A 14,397-nucleotide genomic window follows, 5' to 3' on the forward strand; every position below is an offset into this window, starting at 1 on the left:
ACGACCGGCCGCCGAGGGTACGACGACCGGCCGGTGCAGGCCTAGCGAGAATGGAGCCAGAGGGAAGTCTTGATCACAAAGGTCTACTTAGGCGCAACGATATTGAGGCGGCCTGCGCAGTGGTAGTCCCGCGATGTGGGGGTGTCGCCTAGCCGGGAAGCGTCACACTGGGTGCATCCACCAGCACGTAGATCGTGCCGAGGATAGTCATCTCATTCTCGACTGATCCGTCACCCGTATCGGTCGCCAATGTTGAAATCGCGATGCTGCGCTGGCCGCCCTGAAGGCCCGCCACGAAATCGAACAGGTTGCTGTGCGCACCGGCGAGCGACATGGAAACGGATACAGCCAGATAATTTTCGGGGGTAAGAGACGACGACTGGGCAGAGGCTGCAGAAGCGTCTGCTGCGGCCGCCGTGCCGGTGTCTGCCAAAGCATCGGTGCCGGCTGCCGGCTGCGCGGCGGGCTGATATGCGACCGCATCGCTGACAGTCAGGGACTTCAGAACTATGCCGTTCTGGCGGGCGATGACTTCCAGCTCATCGAGGAACTCTGGAATCCCCGCATCCACGGGAACCGCGGTCTGTAATGTCGCGAGGTGGCTACGAAGTTCTGCGATGCCGGCAAAATCTCGTTTCAGAACGATCAGGTCAGCCTCGTGTTTAGAATTCTGCGCCAGTACGGCCTCGCGCTGTGTGGTCGCGGCTTGAATCTCTTCCAGTTTCGGCGCGATTCCCAGCAGTCCGCCGAAAACCACGGATGCGCCGATGATCAAGACCAGCACGGCACCAAATAGTCTGTTGCGAGTCATTGTCCCGTTCCCCCCTCGACCGTGCGATTTGTACGAGCATCCTTGTTGATATTGATGACCAGTTCGACTGTGTATTCGCCAGTCTCCGTTCGTGTCACCGAGCCGGGGTGGGCGTCGGCGTAGCCCGGCAGCGTGCGCATATTCGTCAACCACATGGGTATGGCAGGCAGCGTCGGACTGGTCAGGCTCAAAGTCAAGCTGGCTACCCGTGGGTTGTACAGGGGAACGCTGCTCTGCTCATACTCCTGCCAGGGCGAACCGGAGCCGATAGAAATTGATTGGATGGTGACATCAGTGGGCAAACTTGCCCGTACGGCCACCATGTACGTACGCCAATCGATCTCGGTAGTAGCCGCCAATTGCCGTGCCGCCGTGGTCACGTCAATTTGGTCTTGAACGTTGCGAACCTCCGAGTATTTTGCGGATTCCATCAACAAATTGCCGGTGACCGCGTTCGCTGCAGCAAGACTGGACTGTGCGCTCGCAGCCTCAAGGGACACGGTTGCCACGGCGGTGATAACCACCAGCACAATACTGGCAGCAACGATGGACATGACTCGACGGAGGAGCCTTCCCTGGCGAGCGGCTTTGAGTTCGGGCGGCAGCAGGTCTGCGCGTGGGTCGCCTCCGAGGATCAGCTCATGACCATCCGTTACCCGACTCATGCTTTGCTCCCTAGTGCAAGGCCGAGCGCAGCGACATACGTGCTCTCGGAGTTTTGCAGATCTTGTTGATTCACGTCGGGTCCGAGTTCGAGCCCGCCGTAGGGCTGTGCCGGAACGACGGGAAAGCGGGTGAGCTCGCTGAGAGCGGCCCCGAAGCCGTCGAGCCGAGCGCCGCCGCCCATGAGCACGATGCGGTCGATCGGCAGCTCTGGACGATTGTTGGTGAAGTATGCAACGGTGTTGCGCAGGCTCTCGAGCAGTTCCGAGGTGATCTCTCGAATAATCGTGGCCGCGATTTCGTCATCGGGCGCCACCTCGACTTCGGGCAGGCCGAGCCCTTTCTTGAGCACCTCCGCGGCCTCCTCGTCGATGCCGAGGCGTATACGCAACGCCTTGGTGAGCTGGTTGCCGCCGGAAGGAATGATGCGCACGAACTGCGGTACGCCGTTTGAGGAGATGAGCACGCTCGACGAGCCGCCCCCGATGTCGATCTGCACGACCACGTCGGGCGCGACAGCCCCGCGCCGAATGGCGCGGCTGCGCGCAAACGAGTTGATATCAACGTTGATTGTGTGCAGTCCGGCGAGCTTGGCGGCCTTGATGTGGGACTGCACGACGTCTTTCATCGCGGCGATCAGCAGGCCGGAGATCTGCGGCCCTGACTCCCCCTCGCTGTCGACCTCGGCAATGGGGTAGAAGTCGAGCAGTGCCTCGGCGGTGGGAAACGACAGCAGGTCCTGCACCTGGAACGGCAGTGACTCGCGAATTCGCCGCAGCGACATCTTGGGAACGGTCAGGTTGCGTACGACCATGCGGTGGTAGCCCATACCGAGCACGACGTCTTTGGACGTGAAGCCGCCGCTCGACCACATGCGTTTGAGCACCGCGGCAACGACGGCCGGTTCGAGCACCTCGCCGCGGCTGACCGCGCCGAATGGCAGCGGTTCTTCATGGCAGCGCACGAGCACGGGGTGATCCGTTTCGGCGTCCCGCATCTCGACGGCTCGCACGGCGGTTGTGCCGATGTCGATTCCGACCACACGTGTAGTCATATGTTTTCCCCCAGTGAGAAGTTTGGATCAGAAATAGGTTCGTAAGTGGTGGTCGAAAGACGGGACAAAAGAAAGTGCGTGGGCACGCGGTCAGGCGAGGTTGTACAGCGTGAGATAACCGAGGGCTACCTGGTCGCCGAAGAAGGTGCCGAGCCAGGCCCCCAGCAGCATCCAGGGGCCGAACGGAATGCTGCTGCGTCGTTTGGCCTTATGGGTGGCGAGCAACACGAGGCCAAAGACGCCGCCGAGCAGAAAAGCACCGAACGCTCCCACCAACAGGGGCGCCCAACCCAGGTAGCCGAGGTAGAGACCGAGCACTCCGGCCAATTTCACGTCGCCGAGCCCCATACCACCCGGGCTGATCAGAGCCAGGGCGAGGTAGAGGCCGAACAGGGCCGCACCGCCAATGACGGCGGTGAGCAGGCGTTCTGGTTCGCTGGCCACGAGCGCGGCCGCCGCGAGCAGCACGGCAGCGACGGGGTAGGCCGGCAGCAGAATTCTGTTTGGCAGGGTGTGGGTGTCGAGGTCGATCATGGCCAGGGCCACGCTGATCGCCGCCAGGTAGAGAAAAGCCACGAGCACGATGAGCTGAGTCGCGAGGGTATTGGTTTCGGTCGTGACGGCGGCCCAGCCAAAATCGGCGGGTGAGAACGCCCAGAGGGCGACGACGGCAAAAAACACCGCCGTGCCGAGCTCCACCATGGGGTAGCGCGGCGAGATCGGGGCCCGGCAGTCGCGACATTCGCCGCGCAGCACGAACCAGCTCAGAACAGGAATGTTGTCAAACGGTCGAATGTGCGCTCCGCAGCTGGTGCACGAACTCGACGGCGACACAATGGAGCGGCCGGCGGGAATGCGATAGATGACGACGTTGAGAAAGGACCCGATGAGTGCTCCGAGAATTCCGAACACCGCGGCGATGGTGCTAGCCATTCAGGTCTCGAATCGAAAGGCGAGCCCCAAGCTTGGGCATCGCTCCGCCAAAGCCCGGTGTCGCTCCTGTGGTGAGGTCGGTGCCGGGAATACCAACCGGGGCGTAGTGCAGCATGGCGGAGCCCGCGGTTCCCACGGTGCCGCCGTAGAGCTGTCCGCGCCACTGCGCTGAGAAACTGAGGCCAATCGAGCACGGTGTGTACAACATGGCGGTAACCGGGGCCTGCACGATAAAGGACTGCTCGATGTCAGAATTTCCACTAGCACTTTTGCAGGTTGGCAGGTTGTCAGCTGTCTCGTCGGGTGTGATCAGCCAGAGTTTGCGCGCCGATGCCCCTGGTGCATCGATCTGAGCGTCGAGGCCAATCTCAAAACGACTCGCAAAGATCGCCAGATCGTTCGGCAGACTCAGGTGCACGGTGTTCTCCTTGAGGAACACGCCCTGCGGGCATTCCCGGGCGTCAATGATTCCCGGCCCCGTGAACAGGTTTGCGGCGGCCTGAATATCTGCGAGCTTACAACCGTGGTTCATCGTGGCGACCTGGAAGCCGGGCCAGTCCGTGATGTCAAAGCCCACATCGACCCAGTCGGGTACCACCGGAGCGGCCGCTGGCGGCGAACCGGGACCCGGGCCGGCCGGAACCACTGTTGCACCACCCGTGATGACACCGGGCCCACTATTAGTGAGCGACTTTGTGGTGAGGTGCCCGGTGATCACGTTGGTGGTGTGACCGATGGTTGTCGCACCCGTGGACCAGGCGTTCTGGTCGATCTTCGCGCTGTTGATCATGCTCAGCGAACCGGCAGTGACCGAACCCTTGATCCAGGCAGAGGTTTCCAGGACAGTAGCACCAGTGGTCCATACGCTGCCGTGGATAATGCTGCTCTCGATGAATCTGACGCTCGGGGCCACCACATTACCCGTCACCTGGGCGGAGGCGTGGAGGTAGATCGGCTCGGTGGCCCAGACGTCACCGACGACCTGGCAGGACGCACCGACTTCAAGCCCGCCATCAGCGATTACCACGTCAGCGTTCAAAATACCGGTGGACGCCGTATCAGTAACATCGCAGGTCACGTTATCGTGGCGCACCTGCACGACCGGTTCCGAACCGTCAACGGAGTTCAATTGGCTGGAGCCCGCAAAGGTACCGAAATTGTGGGAGTACAGGGCAGAGCCCGTACCGGGCGTGCCCGTACTCGCCGGCACGTATGCATAGATCGCCTCAACGGTGCGGTGGTCCCCGGTGGTGTTACCACCGACACCTAAGTCCTCGGCCTTCCCCGTCGCCACGATCTTTACGCGCAGTGATGATGGAATGGGGCAGCCGGCCGTCCAGCTGTTGTCGGTCGCGCTAATCGACTGCGAAATGGTCACCGCTGCCACCGGATCAGCCGTCGCAAACGTGGCGGCGCAGGTCGCGGTCGTGAGCTTCAGTAGAGCGGCATCGATGCCAGCTTCGGCGGCAGACTGGGCCTGCACGCCGGCTCGGGTGGCACTGCCCACACCGAGAGAGGTCATGGTGGAACCAGCGATGGCAAGGGTCGCGATACCGGTGACAGCCATGAGGCCGATGACGGCGAGCAGGCTACTGCCGCGCTCGGCGGCGAGGGTAAGCGGTGTCTTGCGCATCAGGAACACGATGTTGCCTCCGTGGCGCTCTGGCGGCTGGTGACCGTGGTGGAGATCAACGCTGGGCTGCTGTCGCCGTCGGCATTGATCGCAAAGTTGAGAATGATCGACGGATTGCCGGGAGTCGAGTCGTCAAAGAGGGGCAGGGGGACACCGGCAGAATTCTTGGTGGTCGACAGCGCGGAACCGAGCAGGGTCCAGCCGGTCATGTCGTCGGCGAGGGCATCGGCGGTGGGGGACACGAAGGCTTGCGGAGCGGTGCCGCGCCGGTAATACATGGCCCCACCGTTCGCCTCGGTGTAATACCAGGCCTGACAGATCCTCGATGCGGCCGTCGCTGTTGGGTCACTGCTCACCCCAGTCACGACAAGGAGCTGGTCGGCATTGTTGGTATCGGCACTGTCGGTGATCTCGACGGCGGTGGCGTTGCGCACGCCGGAGTGCACCGACGAGGAGATCAGCTGGCTGACGCTGTTGGCGTCGGCGCTGTCGAGCACCTTCTGCTCGGACGTGAGGGTATTGAGCAACATGCCGCCCGCGACGGTGAGAATGAGCACGAGCAGGCTCGAATAGATGAGCAGTTCGACGAGGGTGTAGCCACACTCAGCGCGCCGACCCGGTTGGGTGCACGATATGGCATATTGTTCGGGATGGTTGGCCGTCGTGGTCATCCGGGGCCTAGTCCTTCACGAAAATGCTCGTGGTGGCATCCGCGAGGGTCTTACCGGTGGAGACTTCGGAAACAAAGGCTCTGACTTTTACGGTCGCCGGATAGGTCGCCGGGCACGTGATTGGATCGAAGCCGGGTTGCAGTGAGCGGCCGTGGGGGTCGAAAAGTGGTGGCAGGGTGGCGGCATGCGCGCGAAGTGGCTCGCAGGTCGTGCCGCGAGAGCGGATGCTCTCCATCTGCGTGGCGACGAGCTGGGTGGCCGAGGCTAGGGTGCTATTGGACACCGAGACCCGCAGCGAAGTGACGAGCATAGGCAGAAACGCAATAGCGAGTAAGGATAACAGCAGCATCGAGATAACCACCTCGATCATGCCAAAACCTACTTCTCGGGAGGAACGGAAAATAGGTACGAAGCGAAGCGACACAGTTTCTAGTCCATCCTTCTGAGAGCGGCTGGTGTAGCCGACGGGTGTTTGAGCGCCCCGTCGGCTACCGGCAATGATCAGGTACTGAATGTCTTCCTATTTGATCTTGATTGATGCGCCGCTGTCGCTGATGGTGTGGCCGTGATTGTCCTTATCAGCTTTCGTGGTATCGGAGCCCTGAACCCAATAACCGCTGATCAAGAACGTGTCCGAGGAGGCAGTGTATTTGTAGGAAACCGAGATTTCGTCGCTGGGCGTATACGCTTCTACCGGAGTCAAAGTCGTCGGAATATCTTTCGCGGCAGTGTCCCCCGTGACCAGTTCAGCAACGACGGCAGTCTTCGCGTTGGTGATGGCGGCGGCAACGGCGTTGTCCTTGGCCGAGTCCTGCTGGCCGAGGTAGATCGGGATGGCGATCGCGGCGAGAACGCCGAGGATGAGTACGACCACGAGAAGCTCGATGAGCGTGAAGCCCTTCTCCTTCTCGCCGAGGGCCTTGCGCTTGTTGACCAGGGCGGTCGTGAAGAAGCGGTTCATAAGAGTGTCCTTAGAATGATGATTCAGGGAGCAAAACGATGCGGTTGCTCGCTTTCAGCCTAAGTTGACCCTTGGAACCGACCCCTGTTTTTTCGGGGGGCTGACCACCCCCACTAGGAGTGCAGCCCAAACGAGGGCCGCGCTCGCCATCCGCTATTTGACGTAGTCGAACACGCTGAACATGGGCAGGTAGAGCGCCACGACCATGCCACCGATCACCACGCCGATGACGGCGATCATCAGCGGCTCGATGAGCGCGGTGAGTTGCTCGGTGGTGGACTGCACCTCTTGATCATAGAAATCGGCGATCTTGGTGAGCATCTGCTCGAGAGCGCCGGCATCCTCTCCGACCGCGATCATCTGCGTGACCATGGCCGGAAAAACCGGCTCGAGCGCAAGCGGCGTTGCGATGGAGCGCCCCTGGCTCACCGATTCCTGCACCTTCAACAGGGCCGACTCGATGACATAGTTGCCCGAGGTCTCACCGACGATCTTGAGCGAGTGCAGAATGGGCACGCCAGCGCCGATCATGGTGGCGAAGTTGCGGCTGAACCGGGCGATGGCGAGCTTGGTGAGCAGCTGGCCGAACACCGGCAGCTTGAGCTTGAACGGGTCGACCACCCGCCGCACGGCCAACGTGTGCTTGTTCCTGCGCCACCAGATCGAGAAAGCGATGGCGGCGACAAGCAGAATCGGTCCCACCCAGATCATGGCATTGGAGAGCACGACGAGTACCTGGGTGGCCGGGGGCAGGTCGCCACCGAGGCCCTTGAACATCTTCTCGAACACGGGAACGATGAAGATAAGCATGCCCACGACGGCGAGCAGCGCCATGATCAGCACGATCACCGGGTAGGCGAGCGCGCTCTTGATGGTGTCGCGCAGCTTCATCTCGCTCTCGAAGTTGTCGGCCACCGAGTTGAGGGCGTCCTCGAGAAAACCACCGGTCTCGCCCGCACGCACGAGGTTGATCATGATCGGGGGGAACACCACGTCGTGTTTGTCGAACGCTTCGGAGAGTGACACACCGGTCTCGACGTCGCTACGAATAACGGCGAGCACCTGGGCGAGCTGCTTGTTCTCGGTCTGCTCAGAAAGAATGTTGAGCGTACGCAGCAGCGACAGTCCGGCCGCGGTCATGGTGGCCATCTGGCGGCTCATCACCGCGAGGTCGGTGAGGCCCACGGGCCTCTGGAACCCGGGGATGCTGAGCTCCATGTTGAGGCCCTTGAGCTTGCGCGCCGGGGCAATCGAGATGGGCGAGAGGCCCATGGTGCGCAACTGTTGCAGCGCGGCACGCTCCGACCCGGCTTCCATGCGGCCCTTGACGACCCGGTCCAGGGCGTCTCGGCTGGTGTAATTAAAGGACATATCGGTTGACATTTAGCGCCTCCCCGGCGAGAACGAATCATTGAAGTCAATTTCGCCATTGCTCAGGTCACCGACCGAAGTATCCGTCGGGTCGATCCTGCGCACCAGCTGTTTCAGTACCTCGACGTCCATGGCCTTCTCTTCGGCTGCCTGGCGGGTGATCAGGCCCGCGTCGACGAGTTCGGCCAGGTGCTGGTCCATGGTGTGCATGCCCTGGGTGCGCCCCGATTGCAGCGCTGAGGCAATCTGATGGGTTTTGCCCTCCCGCACGAGGTTGGCGATGGCCGCAGTGGTCACCAGAATCTCGGTGGCGACCACGCGGCCGCCGCCGATCTTGCGTACGAGTGTCTGGCAGAGCACACCGCGCAGTGTCGCGGCGAGCTGTGCGCGCACCTGGGCCTGCTGGTGCGGCGGAAAAACATCGATAATGCGGTCGATGGTCTGCGCGGTGTCTTGCGTGTGCAGAGTCGAGAAGACGAGGTGGCCGGTTTCGGCGGCGGTCAGTGCGACCGAGATGGTCTCGAGGTCGCGTAACTCGCCGATGAGAATGACGTCGGGGTCCTGCCGCAGCACGTGCTTGAGAGCGGATGCGAAACTGTGCGTGTCTTGCCCCACCTCGCGCTGGCTGATCATGGACTTCTTGGCATCGTGAATGAACTCGATCGGGTCTTCCACCGTGACGATGTGGTCGGCCCGGGTGCGGTTGACCAGGTCGACGAGCGCCGCGAGGGTCGTCGACTTGCCCGACCCGGTAGGCCCGGTGACGAGCACAAGTCCACGCGGCAGGTGCGCGAACCGCGCAACGGATGCTGGAATGCCCAGTTCGGGCAGCGACTTGATCTCGTTTGGAATGAGCCTGAAGGCGCCACCGACCGTGTTGCGCTGCTGGTAGAAGTTCACCCGAAACCGCGTGCCGTTAATCGTGTAGGCAAAGTCGAGTTCGAGTTCCTTGTCGAACTCCACCCGCTGGGCCGGGGTCAGAATGCTGCCGAGGGCGTCGGCAACCTTCTCGGGCGACCAGCGGTCCCACCCGGCGATCGGGCGCAGGGCACCGTCCACCCGGATACTCGGCGGCGCACCGCCCGAGATATGCAGGTCGCTGGCCCCCTCGGTGAGCACGAGGGAGAGCGCCTGCAGCAGATGAGTATCCGGCGCATTCGCGGCAGCCGGCTCATCGGCGCGCAGCAGCCGGCGCGCGCGCTGGTCAACGGTGGCCGGGTTGATTTCGTCGGCCTGCCGGTCGACGGCCTGCCCGTAGTCAACCATGCTCATCGAGGCGGCCCCGCCAGGGTTCGTTGTCGCAGGGGGCAGGGGATGCAGCGGCTAGGAGACCACACGGAGCACCTCGTTGATCGAGGTGAGTCCGAGGGCCACCTTGGCCCAGCCGTCTTCGCGCAACGTGACCATCCCCTGTTTGCGTGCGGCAGTCGCAATTTCGGCGCTCGACGCATGGGCCACCGTGAGGCGTTCGATCTCCTCGGAGACCGTCATGACCTCGTGAATGCCAAGGCGGCCGCTATACCCGGTTTGGGAGCAGCTGGAGCAGCCGACGGCTTTGTAGATCACCGTACCCGTCGTCGTGGGGTCGACGGCCGGCCCCATCTCCGGAATGACCGTATCCCGGTTGGCGACGTAACCAACAGTGGGTTTGACCGCGAAACCCAGATAGGCCAGGTCGGTGCGATCGTCGGGAGCCTTGCAGCGATCGCACAGCCGCCGCGCCAGGCGCTGCGCCACGACGCAGTCCAGCGCCGAACCCACCAGGAACGGCTCGATACCCATTTCGATCAGCCGGGTCATGGCACTCGGCGCATCGTTCGTGTGCAGGGTCGACAGCACAAGGTGGCCGGTGAGCGCGGCCTCAATGGCGATCTTCGCCGTTTCTTGGTCACGAATCTCGCCGAGCAGCACGACGTCGGGGTCGGCACGCAGAATGGAGCGCAGCGCGACGGCGAAAGTGAGGCCGGCCTTACGGTTGACCTGCACCTGATTGACCCCGGGCATGCGGTATTCCACCGGGTCTTCGACCGTGATCACGTTGATCTCGGGGCGGGAGATGGCGTGCAGGGTCGTGTAGAGCGTGGTGGACTTGCCCGAACCGGTGGGACCGGTGACGAGGATCATGCCGTATGGCTTGGTGTACGCCATTTCGAACTCGTTGAAGTTGTCGGTGAGCAGGTTGAGGCCGCTCATGTTCATGGACGAGGTTGCGTTGTCGAGAATTCGCAGCACGACCTTCTCTCCCCAGACCGTGGGCAGAACGGCCACGCGCAGGTCGACCGTGCGGCCGTTGTGGTGCACCGACATGCGGCCGTCCTGCGGTTTGCGCCGCTCGGCGATGTCGAGGTCGCTCATGATCTTTATGCGTGAGGTGACGCCGCCGGCGATGGTCGCTGGCGCCTTCTGCATCTCGTGCAGCACGCCGTCGATGCGGTAGCGCACCCGCAGGTCGTTCTCGCCGGGTTCGATGTGAATGTCGGAGGCTTTGTCCTGGATGGCCTGGCTGACCAGCAGGTTGACGAAGCGCACGATCGGCGCCGCGTCATCCGTTTCGGTTTGGGCCGCGGTGTCTTCGGGCTCGTCGCTGTCGGCCGTGAGGGTGGTGCTGAGGTCGATTAGTTCATTGTCGGCGCGGTGGTAGCGGGCGATGGCCGCCTGCAGATCGGAGGCCTCGACGACGACCGGGCTGACCCGCATGCGAGCGGCCTCGCGCACGTCGTCGACGGCGAACACATCGCCGGGGTTGACCATCGCCACCACGAGGCGACCGTCTTCGAAAGCGATCGGCAGCACGTTGGCCCGGCGACAGACCGCGGCCGGCACCTTGGCCACGGCGAGCCGGTCGACGGGGTAGTCCAGCAGCTCCACGAAGGGAAGATTCTTCTGCTCCGCGCGCGCCTTGGCGAACTGCAGCTCCGTGATGGTGCCGGCCTCGACCAGTTGGCGCACTGCCGCTTCGTCGGCGCGTTCACTCAAACGCACCGTGTCGAGTTCCTCGATCGGGAGAACGCCGTGCACGATAAGAATTTCGGTCAGACTGGTCACTGAGCGCTGCCCCCGGGTTCTGTGTTCTGAGTCACGTCAATGTGCCCATTTACGGGCACACCGCGGTCGCGGCATGAGACTGACTCCTTACGTTATCGCGGTGGCGAAAGGCTGAACCAGTCTTCACTGACGGTGCCCTCGCTTTTACCGACCCCAGTTCAGGGGGCGGTTCTACTCATAATGGGGTAGCTGTCAGCGAAGGTCTCTCGTCTTGAGGCGCGCTGCGATTACGTCAATTCGCTCTCGCGACTAAACAGAATAAAATTCTGATTTTGAATAAATAATGTGCTGATTTTTTCTCGCCACCTTGCGTGATTCGGGGTGGGATTGTGGGTGAAGGAGGCACCATCGCCATGACCCTCACCGCCCCGACCGTTGCAGCCGATTCACTGCCGGAGTGCGACGGTTATCGGGTGTCGGTCATTGCTCAGGCCGGTGCGTTGCTGGCCATGGCGCTCAGTGGGGTGCGGTTTGGTAACGGACGCCGCAACCGGGTCGAATTCATCACCCAACTCGCCGGTATCTTCGGCCGCGACGCTAAACGCCGCCTGAAACTTGGCGATACCACGGTCAAACGCACCCTCGTCGCCTCATCGACAACGGAACACTACTGTGCTGGTTCCACCAGCACAGCGTTGAAACAAGTGGCAGGTATATTCGAGTCGTCGTTGGAAGACCCCAAGTACATGGCCCGCCGATGTGGGACCCCACCCAGAGCTGGCGACCCGCCCACAAGCACCGCGCCAACACCCCCAGCCCCAGCCCCAGCCCCAGCCCCGAACCGTACTGGCGCTTGGGGCTAACGAACCATCTCTCGCCGTTGCCCTCGACCTGCGGGGTCTCGGCGAGGTCGACGGCCGTCTGCGTGAATGGCAGCAGGCCGGGTTAGCCGCGATGACGGGGTGCACCTTGTGGTGGGCTGCGGCGACCTCGGCAAGCCGGGTCTACGGGGTGGCCGAGCTGGCGGCTTCCCGGCAGAGGGGGGAGGCGGAATCTGTCACGAGGACGAAGTTCCTAGCTTTTCGGTGCCGACGGAAGGGTGCATGAGTGTGGGGTGATGCGGAATCACCAGGTGAGAAGGGTGAAGACGGTGTACGCGGCGGCGAGCACCACCAGCGCGGTGATCGAGACGATCGCGGCCAGCGTGAAGCAGCGGCGGCGGCGCTTCACGGCAACGGCACGGTCGCGAATCTCGGCGGCCGCGTCGGCGAGACGGAGTCGGGCCAAATCGGGCCGCACATCGGCGACGGGCAGCTGGGCCTTCGGTTCTACGAACACCGGGGTCGGTCGGGCCGCGTAGCGCACACTCGCGCCGCTCTGCACCTGCGGCGGCTCGTAGCGATGTTGCAGCGCGTCGACGACGGGAGTGTGTGCGGGAGCGGATGCGCGCCGGCCGCTGAGGAGGGTGTCGGTGGTCGTGCTGTTGCGGGTGGAACGCACGGTGGCTTCGTCGTCGTCGGCTTGGGCGCCGGCCCCAGCGGAGTCGACTTCGAATGCCGCACCCCGGGGCCGCCGCGCCACGATGCGGGTGTGTTCGTCACTCGTGCGCTGCGCAATGCGGGTGGGTTCGTCGTCAGCGCGCTGCACGATGACGGTGTCGTCGTCAGGCGCGTCGGTGGCGTCGGGGACATCGCTCTCACTGCTTGCGGCCGGTACCGGGGCGACAGCTCCACGGCGCGGCTCGCCCCGGCGCACAATTCTGGTTGCCTCGTCGAGATCGTCGGGCACAGCGGGCCCAGCCGGGTCAGCGGGCTGCATTGCGGGCAACTCGCTGCACCGGCCGGGTGTCTTCGGTCCGAGTGTCGATGGTGTCGGAATGGTCGTCTCCGAAGGCGACGCCGTGCCAGGAATTGACCCCGCCGGCGATGACATCGATCACGATCACCGAGACGTTGTCGCGTCCGCCGTGTTCGAGGGCCCCGGCGAGTAGCGCGTCGGCCGTCTGCTGGGTGCTGCCGCCCAGGGTCAGGCCGGCTTTGATGGCCTCGTCGGAGAGTTCACCGCTGAGCCCGTCGGAGCACACCAGCAACCGTTCGCCGGTCACGACCGGGCGCAGCCAGTAGTCCGCACTGCTGTTGACGGCGCCCATCGCGCGGGTGATGACGTTCCTACGGGCGAAGGTGGCGACATCTGCTTTGACCAGTGAGCCTTCATCGATGAGTTCCTGGGCAAGGGAATGATCGACGGTGAGCTGCTGGAACTCGCCGCCATGCAGGCGGTAGACCCGCGAATCGCCCACGTTCACGATGAGCCATTGCGGGGCATCCTCGTGGTCGATGAGAACGAGACCGGTGAGGGTGCTGCCGGCACCGCGCCCGGTCGAATCCGACACTGCCCGCACAGCCGTGTGGGCGCGTTCGACAGCGGCTACCACGTCGCTGGCCGGCATACCGGTGCGGCCGACGCAACCCTGGAATTCGGCGATCACCGCGGTGCTCGCACGCTGGCCGGCTTCGAGCCCGCCCATCCCGTCGGCGACGATGAACACCGGTTGGGCCGCGAGCAGCGAGTCCTCGTTCTCATTGCGTTTGCGGCCGATATCGGTGCGCGAACCGTACTGCAGCGACACCACGGCATTGGTCGCCCGCTGGTCGGCCAGGTGGGTCATTGCTCAGGCCTCCAGGTAGATGCGCGCGGCGAGTTCCCCCAGCAGGAACCGATCGGTGAGGGCTGCGCTCGCGCCGGCATCGAGCTCGTTCTCCATGCCGCCGCCGTCGATGAGTACGACACCGTTGGTGGACTGCAGATCGCTGATCCCCCACGCGCCCTCGACGAAGTCGAGGCGGGCGTGGGTCTTCGATACCGTCTTTCCCGGATCGTGCAGGGGCACCAACTGCGCATCCGGATGTGCGCCGCCCCGCTCGGGGTTGCGACCGAGCAGCACGACCGGTTTGGTGAGCGAGACCTTGAGACCGTGTTCGGTTTCGAGGGTCCATGGCTTCATTCGACGCTCCACGATCATGGTCTCGTCGAGGTCGTCATCGTCGGGCTCGTCGGGCTCGTCACCCTCGTCGGGCACAACCGCGGAAATCGCAGCGAGAATCGGAGCGGCAAGCACTGCGACGGATGCCGTCGGCTCACTCGAAGCTGCGGCTTCCGAAGCTGCGGCGTCCGAAGCTGCGCTGGCCTGAACGAGCGGCACCGGCGGGGCCCACGGGTTCGCCGGCGCTCCTGCCAGGATCGGCGGGGCGGGCGGCGCGGGCGGCGCCGCGACCACCGGCGGTGCAAAGGGTGCGGGCGGGGCAGGCGTCGCCG

15 protein-coding genes are annotated in these 14,397 nt (G+C 63.5%); 1 reads left to right on the forward strand and 14 read right to left on the reverse strand.

Going from position 1 to position 14,397, the window contains the following annotated elements; translation table 11 throughout:
* Positions 1–148 precede the first annotated feature (148 nt).
* The 11 genes from E3T47_RS07030 to E3T47_RS07080 form a co-directional block, all read right to left on the reverse strand.
* A complete protein-coding gene (locus E3T47_RS07030; protein ID WP_134555405.1) occupies positions 149–784 on the reverse strand; it encodes a hypothetical protein in 636 nt (211 codons plus the stop codon).
* A gap of 23 nt (positions 785–807) precedes the next feature.
* On the reverse strand, positions 808–1,476 hold the full coding sequence (locus E3T47_RS07035; RefSeq protein ID WP_134555406.1) for a hypothetical protein: 669 nt from the start codon (positions 1,474–1,476) through the stop codon (positions 808–810).
* Positions 1,473–2,528: a type IV pilus assembly protein PilM gene (gene pilM / locus E3T47_RS07040; RefSeq protein WP_134555407.1), complete on the reverse strand. Its 1,056-nt coding sequence runs from the start codon at positions 2,526–2,528 to the stop codon at positions 1,473–1,475. The genes E3T47_RS07035 and pilM overlap by 4 nt, the downstream gene beginning before the upstream one ends.
* Before the next feature lie 90 nt (positions 2,529–2,618).
* Complete coding sequence (locus tag E3T47_RS07045; RefSeq protein ID WP_134555408.1) at positions 2,619–3,461, reverse strand: prepilin peptidase; 843 nt, start codon at positions 3,459–3,461, stop codon at positions 2,619–2,621.
* Positions 3,454–5,094: a polymer-forming cytoskeletal protein gene (locus E3T47_RS07050; protein WP_134555409.1), complete on the reverse strand. Its 1,641-nt coding sequence runs from the start codon at positions 5,092–5,094 to the stop codon at positions 3,454–3,456. The genes E3T47_RS07045 and E3T47_RS07050 overlap by 8 nt, the downstream gene beginning before the upstream one ends.
* A complete protein-coding gene (locus tag E3T47_RS07055) occupies positions 5,094–5,765 on the reverse strand; it encodes a PulJ/GspJ family protein (RefSeq protein WP_134555410.1) in 672 nt (223 codons plus the stop codon). The genes E3T47_RS07050 and E3T47_RS07055 overlap by 1 nt, the downstream gene beginning before the upstream one ends.
* A gap of 7 nt (positions 5,766–5,772) precedes the next feature.
* Positions 5,773–6,135 carry a PilV family protein gene (locus E3T47_RS07060; protein WP_134555411.1) on the reverse strand — a complete coding sequence of 121 codons (363 nt, stop codon included), beginning with the start codon at positions 6,133–6,135 and terminating at the stop codon, positions 5,773–5,775.
* Between the two features lie 150 nt (positions 6,136–6,285).
* A complete protein-coding gene (locus E3T47_RS07065) occupies positions 6,286–6,726 on the reverse strand; it encodes a prepilin-type N-terminal cleavage/methylation domain-containing protein (RefSeq protein WP_134555412.1) in 441 nt (146 codons plus the stop codon).
* 153 nt (positions 6,727–6,879) lie between these two features.
* Positions 6,880–8,109: a type II secretion system F family protein gene (locus E3T47_RS07070; protein ID WP_134555413.1), complete on the reverse strand. Its 1,230-nt coding sequence runs from the start codon at positions 8,107–8,109 to the stop codon at positions 6,880–6,882.
* Positions 8,110–9,369: a type IV pilus twitching motility protein PilT gene (locus E3T47_RS07075; RefSeq protein WP_277871811.1), complete on the reverse strand. Its 1,260-nt coding sequence runs from the start codon at positions 9,367–9,369 to the stop codon at positions 8,110–8,112.
* A gap of 51 nt (positions 9,370–9,420) precedes the next feature.
* Positions 9,421–11,142 (reverse strand): GspE/PulE family protein, encoded by a 1,722-nt coding sequence (locus E3T47_RS07080; RefSeq protein WP_134555414.1) that lies wholly within the window; start codon positions 11,140–11,142, stop codon positions 9,421–9,423.
* A 353-nt stretch (positions 11,143–11,495) separates the two neighbouring features.
* Here E3T47_RS07080 and E3T47_RS07085 point away from each other — a divergent pair, with 353 nt between their 5' ends.
* Positions 11,496–11,945, forward strand: coding sequence for a hypothetical protein (locus tag E3T47_RS07085; protein ID WP_134555415.1), 450 nt, complete (start codon positions 11,496–11,498; stop codon positions 11,943–11,945).
* A 262-nt stretch (positions 11,946–12,207) separates the two neighbouring features.
* On the opposite strand, the gene E3T47_RS07090 is transcribed toward E3T47_RS07085, so the two are convergent.
* The 3 genes from E3T47_RS07090 to E3T47_RS07100 all read right to left on the reverse strand — a co-directional run.
* The gene (locus E3T47_RS07090; protein WP_134555416.1) at positions 12,208–12,900 is read right to left on the reverse strand and encodes a hypothetical protein; all 693 of its coding nucleotides are present in this window, start codon (positions 12,898–12,900) and stop codon (positions 12,208–12,210) included.
* Positions 12,887–13,750 carry a PP2C family protein-serine/threonine phosphatase gene (locus E3T47_RS07095; protein ID WP_134555417.1) on the reverse strand — a complete coding sequence of 288 codons (864 nt, stop codon included), beginning with the start codon at positions 13,748–13,750 and terminating at the stop codon, positions 12,887–12,889. Before E3T47_RS07095 ends, E3T47_RS07090 begins: the two co-directional genes overlap by 14 nt.
* 3 nt (positions 13,751–13,753) lie before the next feature.
* On the reverse strand, positions 13,754–14,397 hold a 644-nt coding region (locus E3T47_RS07100), incomplete at its 5' end, for an FHA domain-containing protein (RefSeq protein WP_134555418.1).

Origin of the sequence: Cryobacterium ruanii (assembly GCF_004404055.1) — a bacterium.
Classification (GTDB): domain Bacteria; phylum Actinomycetota; class Actinomycetes; order Actinomycetales; family Microbacteriaceae; genus Cryobacterium; species Cryobacterium ruanii.

What these genes read in the sequence shown, in the direction of transcription:
- E3T47_RS07090 (WP_134555416.1), bottom strand. Translation starts at nt 12,900, where the DNA reads ATGCAGCCCGCTGACCCGGCTGGGCCCGCTGTGCCCGACGATCTCGAC.
- E3T47_RS07075 (WP_277871811.1), bottom strand. Translation starts at nt 9,369, where the DNA reads ATGAGCATGGTTGACTACGGGCAGGCCGTCGACCGGCAGGCCGACGAA.
- E3T47_RS07035 (WP_134555406.1), bottom strand. Translation starts at nt 1,476, where the DNA reads ATGAGTCGGGTAACGGATGGTCATGAGCTGATCCTCGGAGGCGACCCA.
- E3T47_RS07095 (WP_134555417.1), bottom strand. Translation starts at nt 13,750, where the DNA reads ATGACCCACCTGGCCGACCAGCGGGCGACCAATGCCGTGGTGTCGCTG.
- E3T47_RS07070 (WP_134555413.1), bottom strand. Translation starts at nt 8,109, where the DNA reads ATGTCAACCGATATGTCCTTTAATTACACCAGCCGAGACGCCCTGGAC.
- E3T47_RS07085 (WP_134555415.1), top strand. Translation starts at nt 11,496, where the DNA reads ATGACCCTCACCGCCCCGACCGTTGCAGCCGATTCACTGCCGGAGTGC.
- E3T47_RS07055 (WP_134555410.1), bottom strand. Translation starts at nt 5,765, where the DNA reads ATGACCACGACGGCCAACCATCCCGAACAATATGCCATATCGTGCACC.
- E3T47_RS07060 (WP_134555411.1), bottom strand. Translation starts at nt 6,135, where the DNA reads ATGATCGAGGTGGTTATCTCGATGCTGCTGTTATCCTTACTCGCTATT.
- pilM (WP_134555407.1), bottom strand. Translation starts at nt 2,528, where the DNA reads ATGACTACACGTGTGGTCGGAATCGACATCGGCACAACCGCCGTGCGA.
- E3T47_RS07050 (WP_134555409.1), bottom strand. Translation starts at nt 5,094, where the DNA reads ATGCGCAAGACACCGCTTACCCTCGCCGCCGAGCGCGGCAGTAGCCTG.
- E3T47_RS07065 (WP_134555412.1), bottom strand. Translation starts at nt 6,726, where the DNA reads ATGAACCGCTTCTTCACGACCGCCCTGGTCAACAAGCGCAAGGCCCTC.
- E3T47_RS07045 (WP_134555408.1), bottom strand. Translation starts at nt 3,461, where the DNA reads ATGGCTAGCACCATCGCCGCGGTGTTCGGAATTCTCGGAGCACTCATC.